Source organism: Paraburkholderia sp. GAS41 (assembly GCF_050436545.1).
Taxonomy (GTDB): Bacteria; Pseudomonadota; Gammaproteobacteria; order Burkholderiales; family Burkholderiaceae; genus Paraburkholderia.
Genome location: NZ_JBNDMK010000056.1, coordinates 1 through 9,547 on the forward strand (window position 1 = coordinate 1; position 9,547 = coordinate 9,547).

The 9,547-nt window shown below is 56.7% G+C and carries 8 protein-coding genes and 1 pseudogene; 3 read left to right on the forward strand and 6 right to left on the reverse strand.

Annotated elements, in window-relative coordinates:
- Positions 1-95: 95 nt before the first annotated feature.
- The 3 genes and pseudogenes from P3T43_RS35120 to P3T43_RS35130 all read left to right on the forward strand — a co-directional run.
- Positions 96-755, forward strand: a pseudogene (locus tag P3T43_RS35120) (IS5 family transposase); the annotation flags it as partial.
- Positions 756-1,001: 246 nt separating this feature from the next.
- Positions 1,002-1,319 carry a hypothetical protein gene (locus P3T43_RS35125; protein WP_429285586.1) on the forward strand — a complete coding sequence of 106 codons (318 nt, stop codon included), beginning with the start codon at positions 1,002-1,004 and terminating at the stop codon, positions 1,317-1,319.
- 102 nt (positions 1,320-1,421) lie between these two features.
- Positions 1,422-2,456, forward strand: a complete 1,035-nt coding sequence (locus P3T43_RS35130) for an IS481 family transposase (RefSeq protein ID WP_429285587.1) — start codon at positions 1,422-1,424, stop codon at positions 2,454-2,456.
- A 592-nt stretch (positions 2,457-3,048) separates the two neighbouring features.
- Here the strand turns inward: P3T43_RS35130 and P3T43_RS35135 are convergent.
- The 6 genes from P3T43_RS35135 to P3T43_RS35160 form a co-directional block, all read right to left on the reverse strand.
- Positions 3,049-3,462, reverse strand: coding sequence for a DUF3331 domain-containing protein (locus tag P3T43_RS35135; RefSeq protein ID WP_429285588.1), 414 nt, complete (start codon positions 3,460-3,462; stop codon positions 3,049-3,051).
- A 391-nt stretch (positions 3,463-3,853) separates the two neighbouring features.
- On the reverse strand, positions 3,854-4,627 hold the full coding sequence (locus P3T43_RS35140) for an alpha/beta fold hydrolase (RefSeq protein ID WP_429285589.1): 774 nt from the start codon (positions 4,625-4,627) through the stop codon (positions 3,854-3,856).
- 206 nt (positions 4,628-4,833) lie between these two features.
- Positions 4,834-5,259 carry an organic hydroperoxide resistance protein gene (locus P3T43_RS35145; RefSeq protein WP_429285590.1) on the reverse strand — a complete coding sequence of 142 codons (426 nt, stop codon included), beginning with the start codon at positions 5,257-5,259 and terminating at the stop codon, positions 4,834-4,836.
- 164 nt (positions 5,260-5,423) lie between these two features.
- Complete coding sequence (locus P3T43_RS35150) at positions 5,424-5,990, reverse strand: TetR/AcrR family transcriptional regulator (protein WP_429285591.1); 567 nt, start codon at positions 5,988-5,990, stop codon at positions 5,424-5,426.
- Positions 5,991-6,582: 592 nt separating this feature from the next.
- Positions 6,583-7,287 carry a dienelactone hydrolase family protein gene (locus P3T43_RS35155; RefSeq protein WP_429285592.1) on the reverse strand — a complete coding sequence of 235 codons (705 nt, stop codon included), beginning with the start codon at positions 7,285-7,287 and terminating at the stop codon, positions 6,583-6,585.
- A gap of 107 nt (positions 7,288-7,394) precedes the next feature.
- Positions 7,395-9,547, reverse strand: a 2,153-nt coding sequence (locus tag P3T43_RS35160) for an ATP-binding protein (RefSeq protein WP_429285593.1), incomplete at its 5' end; no start/stop codon positions are given.

Consider the following 9,547-nt stretch of genomic DNA (forward strand, 5'->3'; position numbering starts at 1 on the left):
CGTGTGCACCCTGCGTTTTTTTCCTTCGCTCATTCTCTGCCATCCTTTCGCGGACGACAGCTTAAACTACCGTCTCAAACTCGGGGTCCACTTTAGAGAGCACGATTCTGCGGTTCCGTCACCTTCTCGAAACGCACGGCCTGGCCGTGCAGATGCTCGCGCTAGTCAATGAGATCCTGAGCGAGAAAGGCTTGATGCTGAGGGCAGGGTCGGCAGTCGACGCCACCTTGATTTCGGCAGCCAGTTCGACGAAGAACGGCTCGGGTACACGGGACCCGGAAATGCACCAGACGAAGAAAGGAAATCAATGGTACTTCGGGATGAAAGCACACATCGGCGTGGATGCTGAGTCGGGCCTGGTCCACACCGTCATCGGTACAGCGGCCAACGTTCACGACATCAATGCGGCCGAAGGGTTGTTGCACGGAAAGGAAACGGATGTGTACGCTGACGCCGGCTATCAGGGTATCGAGAAGCGCTGCCAGGAGAACGCGGTTCGCTGGCATGTCGCGATGCGACCAGGCAAGCGTCGGCAACTGGACCTGAGCGATCGTCTGGACGCGATATTCGATCAGATTGAACGCCTGAAGGCCGGCATCCGCGCCAAGGTTGAACATCCGTTCCGCATCCTCAAGCAGCAGTTTGGCTATACGAAGACCCGGTACCGAGGGTTGATGAAGAACACGGCCCAGATCACGACCCTGTTTGCGCTGGGCAACCTGTGGATGGCACGCAAGGCTTTGCGAAAAGCTTGAATCGCTCTGAGATTGAGCTCGCGGGTCTCGGCAAAAAAAGGTCGCCACGCTTCAAGAACCGGAGAACCAACTTGCGAGCAGACACTTATGGCTAATACGGCCCAAGTGGCAGAAGGTCAGCTCAGTGCCTCGAAAACGTGTTGTGCAGACCTTCCCTAGAGCGCCGCATGGCTCCCTCACAAATTTCTGAAGGCCCTACGTTCACTGTGGGTTTGTTCGGTGCGATTCTATAAAAGAGACGTGGTCATGTTTAACGCGACCGGGCTCTTTGAGGGAAACTGCACAATGGAGGAAAATTTGGAATCTTTCGCGACAGATATACGCCCGCTATTCTCCGAATCGCAAATCAACTGCATGTCAGAGCAAGGCGTCAAACTGGGAGACTACGACTACATGTCGAACCCCAACGGCGATATCTTATATGACGATCATGCAAACGCCCGCCACGTTTATGGTCGGCTTTCAGGAACGGAGAGTGGGCGCATGCCACTGAGTGGGTCCTACTGGTCGCTTGCGATGTTAAAGATTTTTAGCGATTGGATGAGGGAAGGGTTCCAGCCATGAAATTTATCCACCCCTTCCTCCGTTTGGACGAGTCGCCGCTCTTGCACCACCGTCGAAATCAACTGTGTGATTCACACAGATCGTTTCAACTAAAATGAGGCGATGGGCCGCGAAATCGCGACTCGATTACGTTGGGTATTGATGTATCACGAGACCGGCAACGCCGGCCTCGTCTGCGCACGTTGTGGCATCTCAAGGCCGACACTTCGTAAATGGTTACAACGCTACCAGGATGCTGGAGAAGAAGGTCATCGCTCTCAAAGTCGCCGCCCTCTCAACAGCCCAAACCGGAAGGTCTCCGAAGCTGATCGGGCGATGATTCTACGGCTGCGCGCCGAGCATAAGGGCGCACGGCGGATCCAGAACGAGTTGCGGCTTTACGAACAAAGAGAACTGTCCCTCGCGACCATTCACAAGGTTCTGACCGAGGCGTCCGTGAAACCGTTAGTGCGCTCCAGGCGGCCGGCACATCCCACACGCTATAGTCGCCCGGTTCCGGGAGATCGGGTCCAGATGGACACCATGAAGATCGCGCGAGGCGTCTATCAGTACACGGCCATCGACGACTGCTCGCGCTTCCGCGTACTGGCTGTGTACCCTCGCAGAAATGCCCGCGATACGCTGCTTTTTCTTGATCGCGTCATCGAAGAGATGCCGTTTCCGATCCAGCGTATCCAGACCGACAGGGGCGGCGAGTTCTTCGCCGAATCAGTGCAGCGGCGTCTGATGAGCGAGTGCATCAAATTCCGACCGATCCCGCCACGCTCGCCACACCTCAATGGCAAGGTCGAACGTTCACAACTTACTGACTTGAACGAATTCTATTTCCACCATGCCCCGACTGAAGACGAGATTGACCGACGAATTGAGGAGTGGCAGTTCGACTACAACTGGCGCCGCCCACACGGCTCACTCGGCGGCAAGACTCCCGTCGACCGCATCGCAGAAGTGAGCGAAATCACACCTCTCGCTGAGCAGGTAGAAACCGCCTACGACGGGTTGAAAGAGAGGATCCGGCATCGCGAATGGCGAGTCGACAAGATCCTTGCCGAACATCATCGGCGCGCGCTTGAACTCGCGTCTCCTAACGGAGCCACGAACTCAAGCGCGCAAAGAAAACGACGTTCAAGAAAGTGAAATGATGTCTGTGAATCGCACAAATCAACAGTGTTGCTCTTTCGGCTCAGTTCTCGCGTGTCGAAATTCCGCGCGCGCAGACCGCCAGCGTGAACATGTCACAAGGGATGTCGAATCCGTCGTTGCTGAGCATGTGAAGCGCGAGCCAGCGAGCTATATGCACGCCACCCGCCCGCATGCCAACTAGATGGAACACTGGAAAATTTTCCGCGTATGTACCGGTGATCCCATTGATATCCCACTGATTTCGCCGAAGCAACACGTGAAGCGAAGTGCTGCAATGTCATAAATACGCACATTTCCGTTTGCAGGGTAGGTCGCATTGAGCTCGATGCAACCGCCGCCGGTCCGTTACGCCTCGTTGTCGGCGTACAGTGCGCCCTCGATCCAGGAGGCGTTGTCGCCCGCGAGGCCGAAGATGCACTAGATACCAACCGTCTTCATGCGAAAAAAACGTACTGGATAACGGTCTTACTTATCTTTGCTCTCCAGTTGAGATTAATTCCGGCTCAACACGAACCATAGATGCGACATGCCGTTCTACCCGCAAGGCCCGCCACAAACATTGACGGGCGTGACGGCATCAATTTGCTTACTCGAGCGCCGTAGCCAGGATCATCTCTTCATAGTTGACGGGACGAAGCCTACCTCGCCCGCGCGGCTTGAAGACTGCGTCTCCTCTTTCAATGCGCTGGCCGGTCAATGCACAGTACCCGCTGCTACGGGCCCTGACCCGGCTCCAAACCTGGTCGACGTAGTGGCACATCGTAGGATCGCACCATGAAATCAGCGCGCTAGCATCCCCCTGCCGCTCGATCGACGAGATTTTTCCGGGGGGGGCTGGAACTGTCGTAGTCTGATGAGACGTGCCCAGCTTCCCTATCCGTGCTGCGTGTACGGCGGGCCTGCACGGGAAAGGCCATGGCTCTCCAGCGACGCTATCAACGCCGCTGGAGAGATACGACAAAAGCGAGACTACCTGACTCCAAGGGTTGACGTGTTTCATGACGACATGCCTCCCAGATAAGAAACGCTAATGAAATGAGCCGAAGAAGCTGCGAAACCGAGCCAACCGTGACGAGGTCACGCAAATCCTGTCACTGATCGACTCTATTCGCCGATACGCAGCAAGTTCTTCCGAGCCCTGCCGAGACAGGTAATCGCGGAAGATGATCGTGCTACAACTACGACAAATGCCCTAACCCCCACGCGTTGCCGATATTGCGACCTTCGTCGCGCGTCGAGATAAGCCCCATGGCAGTAGCCATGGGGAACCTCGATGAATCCTTCAGCCCACAATCGCCTCGCTGCATGACTTCCGGCGCACGCGCATCCGTGGACGTCTCCTGCAGCATCATCTGCTGGAAGAAACTTCGACTTGCATTGTGCTGGCGCCGTTACTTGCTCGAGGCGGAGGTGGCAGCTTCCTCGATTAGCTTGGCCGTTTCCTTCGGCTTGGACATGTAGGCCACATGGCTCGCCTTCACCTCGACGGTGGTGGCGTTGGCCCGCTTGGCCATCCTGCGCTCGTTGTCAGGGTTGATCGACCGGTCGTTGGTAGCCACCATGTACCAGCTGGGCTTGGTCTTCCAGGCGGGTGTCGTAATCTTGGCGGTAAAAGAATCGGTGGAAATCGGCACCTGTGACTGGGCCATCAAGTGAGACACGGCCGGCGGAACGTCTGCCGCAAAGTCGGCAGCGAAATGCGCCGGGTCTATCCACCAGTTTCCATTGCTGTCCGATTTGAACGCCGTGGAAGCCTGCGGCATTGCCTGTTCGATCGTTGCGGCGCTCTCACCCACATCAGGCGCAAAGGCAGCAATATAGACCAGTCCCGAAACCTTCGGATCATTGCCAGCCTCGGTAATGATAGACCCGCCGTAGCTGTGGCCGACGAGAATCACGGGCCCGTCCATGGCGTCAACGGCTGCCTTCGCGTATTTAACGTCTTCGGCATAAGAGGTCTCGGGAGGTTGCGCGATCGACACCGTGTAGCCGTCCTTTTCCAGAATCTTGGCTACCGCCGCCCAGCCAGAGCCATCCGCGAATGCACCGTGCACCAGAACCACATTCTTGACGCCGGTAGGCGATGCTGATTGCGCTGCGGCGACTTGCAGCGTTCCAACCGTCAACGTAGCGGCGAGCGCAGCAACCATGTAAAGCTTCTTCATAACATTTGTCCTGTACAGAGTTTCAATGAACCGTCTCGATTCCGACACCCGCATACACATCTTGTCGGCGCGTTGACGTATTGCCGTGACGGTTTCTTGTTCGAACGGCGGCGTTTTGACCGTTTGCGGCGCCGCCTGACCAACTTGTTATCGAACCTAGCGACTCTTCGGCGCAGAGCTCTCTTTAGGTGTTACCCCGCGCTTCCTTAGACGAGCGTGAGCGTGACGTCGATGTTGCCGCGCGTCGCGTTCGAATACGGGCAGACAACGTGGGCCTTGTCGACCAGCGACTGGGCGGCTTCGCGCGGCATACCAGGCAGCGAAATCTTCAATTCAACCTCGATGCCAAAACCAGTCGGAATCATTCCGATTCCCACGCTGCCGTTGACCGATACGTCTGTCGGGATTGCGATCTTGTTTTGCGAAGCGACAAACTTCATGGCACCCAGAAAACAGGCGCTGTAGCCCGCGGCAAAAAGTTGTTCAGGGTTGGTACCTTCGCCGCCTGCGCCCCCGAGCTCGCGTGGGGTAGTCAGCTTGAAGTCGAGTTTGCTTTCCGGCACGACCGAACGGCCGTCGCGGCCGCCGGTGGCTTCAGCGTGGGCGCGGTAGAGAACTTTTTCGATTGACATGATGTGATTCCTATTTAGAGATTTAGCAATATCTATCTATCCATAGATAGAATACTGTGCAGACTCCCCCGCACAAAGGGATTTCATTTTATTCCGCCGTACATCTATCTGTAGATAGATGACACGGCAAATGACAAAAGGTTACGGCTGCCTTCGGTCCTGCGTTACTTCCTGACTTTCCACGCGTAGTCGATGTTCTCCAAACGCGATCTTGTTTGAAACAAACGGCTCGCCAACGCAGAGCCTTGATATGCCGCGAAGACCGTACGAGCGGCGCACTCCGCCTTCCCGTTGAACGCTAGCGAGCCTTCCTTGGCGCCTTGCGAGAGCACCTTGGTTAGCCAGTTTTTGTTGGCCTTAAAGAATGCCTGCACCGCGTGTCGTACATTGTCCGGCAACGACTCGATATCCGCGGCGAGCATGCCGCATAGACAGATCCGATCGCCTTCGCCAAGAATCTTGCCAAGCTTCTTCGTGTACTTCGCCAATTTCGCATCGGCCGACAACGATACGTCGATCAAATGAACGTCGTCGAGCACCTCTTTACTGTACTCGTTAACTGCCTCGAGCACCAAGTCATCTTTCGCCGGAAAGTAATAGTGAATGCTCGAAGTCTTCACGCCAACGAGTTTAGACAGATCACGATAGCTGAATCCGTTATAACCCCGCAACATCATCAGCCTGATAGCATGGCCGACAATTTTCTCACGTACCGTTGAAGTAGCATCCATGAACCGCACTGTATCTATCACTAGATAGATTGTCAATTGGAACTTTAAGTCATGCCGATTGTTTTAGCCGTCGAGCGCCTAAGCCACACACGTGACCTGGTTGCTAACAGCAGCAATCTGCGCGGCACATACGACTGCTTTTCGGTTGCTGGCGCGGCGTCGCGGGTCCCTTGTGGGGAAAATGCTCAGCACCGTCTAAGGCTGCGGCGAAACGACAGACGAGAGCCGTTACTTAAAGCGCCCCTAAATTGCGTGATCTGCGCGCCAGGCGCAACGTTTTGATATGGTCCGCGATCGAATGAGGAACCGGTCCATGCGTTGCCGTTACATTGCCGACGCTCTGCAGAAGAGGGCTATACGCCGCGGGTCCTCCAGACTTTGTGACACTTGATCGATTCTAGGACAACGTCGACACTTGTCGATTAAGTTAGTTATCCTTTTTTCGTGTTCGACGTCCTGTTAGAGGTACAGATGTATGCGTCAAGAGTGCTGTGCGTGTCGCTGGGCGTATTTGAACTACATCGCGCTGACGGGGGTTTCGGCTTAGAGAAGGCACGGAGTAATTACATAGACGCACCATGCTTTTCGCCCCCTACTTCCACATGGCCCGACCAAGAAAGGTAAAGGTTCGATCCCACGCTTTCGCCGCCCAGACCGGATCGAACTGCGTACGGGATATTCGTCCGCTGCCGACGGCCGTTTCATTCGAAAATCCATGAAATGCAAGGTATCGATGGAATTGAACATCTACGCCGGCGTCGCGCAACCGCACCTCCAGTTCATTCGCCGTCTCGATGGGAAAGAACTCGTCCTGAATCCCCCAGTGGCCGAGAATTGCTGCGCGAATTTTCGCTGCTTCGACGTACTCAAGCGGCGGAAAACCATACCACAAGACACCTGCGGAGAGCACCGGGTGGTGGCACAGGGCAAGCAGTGTCAGCGCGCCCCCCATGCAGTAACCCATCGCGGCGATACGGTCCGATTTGGCTCCGAGATATTGCAGCGCGCCAGCAACATCCTGGGTAGTCACTTCTGAGAAGTCGAGGCTGTTCATCAGATGATTGGCCTCTTCTTCTTCAACGGTCGTCTTTCCTCGAAAGAGATCGGGAACGAGGGCGAAATAGCCGGCACTCGCCAGCCGGTCCGCGACTCCACGTATCTGGTCGTTTAGCCCCCACCATTCCTGCAGAACGAGCACGGCCGGCGCGCCGGCCTGATCATCCGGCGCGGCAAGGTAGCCCTCGAGGGGGCGCCCGTCCGGACGTTCGAAGCCCACCATTGTCCCGTGATATTTCATTTTCGCTGCCCTCTGACGCATGCCGATTGGAACACATGTGTGGAGAGTAGCGGCGCAACTACGTCATCGCCTCCATTTGGGCTGAAAAGTTCTGAAAATTTCTTGTATCACACCGCGATGTTATTGGCTCGTAATGGGATCGCAAGAAGTAGATCGATGGGTTCGTATGGCGCCGGCAATGTCGATTGCGCCAAGTCGAACTGAACCGGCGATTTTCCGACGAGTTTCCATAACCGTTCGAGGCTATCCTTGCAACGCGTCTCCCAGGTTACAAACCCTCGACCACGGGCGACGTGCAATGCGTTCAAAAGCTTACGTTCAGCTAGTTCAGCGGTGGCGTCGGGCTCCCCCCGTAAAAGCATGATCTCCGCTTCGGCTCGGAACAGTTCTACCCAGGAGAAGAGGTCGTTCACAGCTACTGCCCTCGCCATGGCGCGGGCGAGCAACGCGTCCGCATCGCGGGCTCTGCCAAATCTCGCCAACGCAATTGCGGTTTCAGCCAGGAACGCCGTCAGCACGACGCAATACTGCGCATCGCCCATTTTCTCCAACGAAGGCGCGATGCAGGTGCCATACGATTCGACCTGCCCTTGGCGCAGCGTAATCAAACCTCGCCAAATTTCCGCGCGCGGCTTAAATGCCCACACTTGTCGGGCGGTGTCGGAGAGCATCTGGGCCGCGTGGTTGAGCCCTGCATCATCGCTGCGCAGCAATGCTGTCGGACATACTGCCTCGCTCAACACGTAGCAGATCGATGGCGTGTGATCCAGTGAGTGCGCGTCCTTGAGTACTCGCCGCGCCGTCCGTTCAGCGTCATCGTCGCGGCCGAGAAATGCCTGTGCCTGCGCAAGCACGGAGCCGGTTGCGCTGTGCTCGTCAAAAAGGAAGCGGATACGCTCGGTGCGGCTGGCACGGACGTCTGGTATTCCGATCGATTCCAGTTCGGTGAGTGCATCATTGAGTTGCCCAAGGTACAGACGAGCCATTCCGGACATCCTCCGCGCTACGGTACGGTCGCCGGGCCAGCGGGACTTCGCGGCAACCTCCGTGAAGCTCGTCGCTAGAGCAAGCATCCGCACATACTGCCCGTGCAGCCATGCATGAGTCCAGCAGCCCCATGAGGCCCGCAGCTGATACTCAATATCACCAGTCTCCTGGGCGAGTGCCAACGCAGTGTCAAATGGCTCGCCAGTCTGAGCCCCTACACTTTGAAACAGCAGGCATGCGCCTCGCGCCGTCTGCAGCTTCATCTCCCATTCGACTACCGGCAAATGCAGCCGGGCTTGGACGGGCAGTCGGGCTAACGCGTCGAGAGCTCTGTCCAGGCGGGAGAGACACTCCGCGAACAATGCAAGTTGCATGGACGGGGCAATACTAGCCACGGTGAGTTCAATGGCGATAACCGTCGTCTCGTCTGTTGAAAAACCCCATTCGACAGCGGAGCGAAGATCGTCCAGATAAATCCCGAACGTGCGGCTCCAGTCGATCTCCTTGCTTTCTCTAGCGAACCTCTCGGCCGTCCGGAAAGTGTTCAGAACATACCGCGCGTGACGTACTAACCAGTCGTTGCTCGTACCGCTTTCAACGAGACGGTCATACGCATACGCACGGATCGTGTGGAGCAGACGGTAGTGCATCTGAGGTAGATTGGGAATGGCACATAAAAGCGACTTGTCGACGAGTTCGGCAATAGCGCTCGTTACCTCGTGCGGCGGCATGTCGGTGGCGCCGATCATCCGCTGCGCCGAGTCCAGTGTGAATTTCCCCGCGAACAGACTTAGCTGGGCCAGTATCGTCTGTAGCCGTGACGGTAGAAGCGCGTAGCTCCAGTCCACTGTCGCGCGCAACGTCTGCTGGCGCGGAAGCGCGGTCCGCGCGCCGTTTCGGAGGATCTGAAACCGGTCGTCGAGGCGGTCGGCCACGCCTTGAATGCCGAGAGCGGCAGTGCAGGCCGCAGCGAGTTCGATCGCCAGCGGGATGCCATCCAGCTGGCGGCAAATACGAGCGATGAGTGGCATGCATACGTCAATTCCTGCATCCAGCCGCAAACCAGTTCGTTCAAGAAACAGTTCGATCGCGCCGAAGCGCGCGATGTCTTGTTCCCCGTCGTGCGAGGGCATGTCGAGCGACGGCACGTGGTAGACATACTCGCCTGCAATCCTCAACGCCTCCCGGCTCGTGGCAATGACAGTCGAGGCAGGCGTCGCCTGTAGAAGCCTGTCAATGAACCCGGCGGCGCTTTCTATAAGGTGTTCGCAAT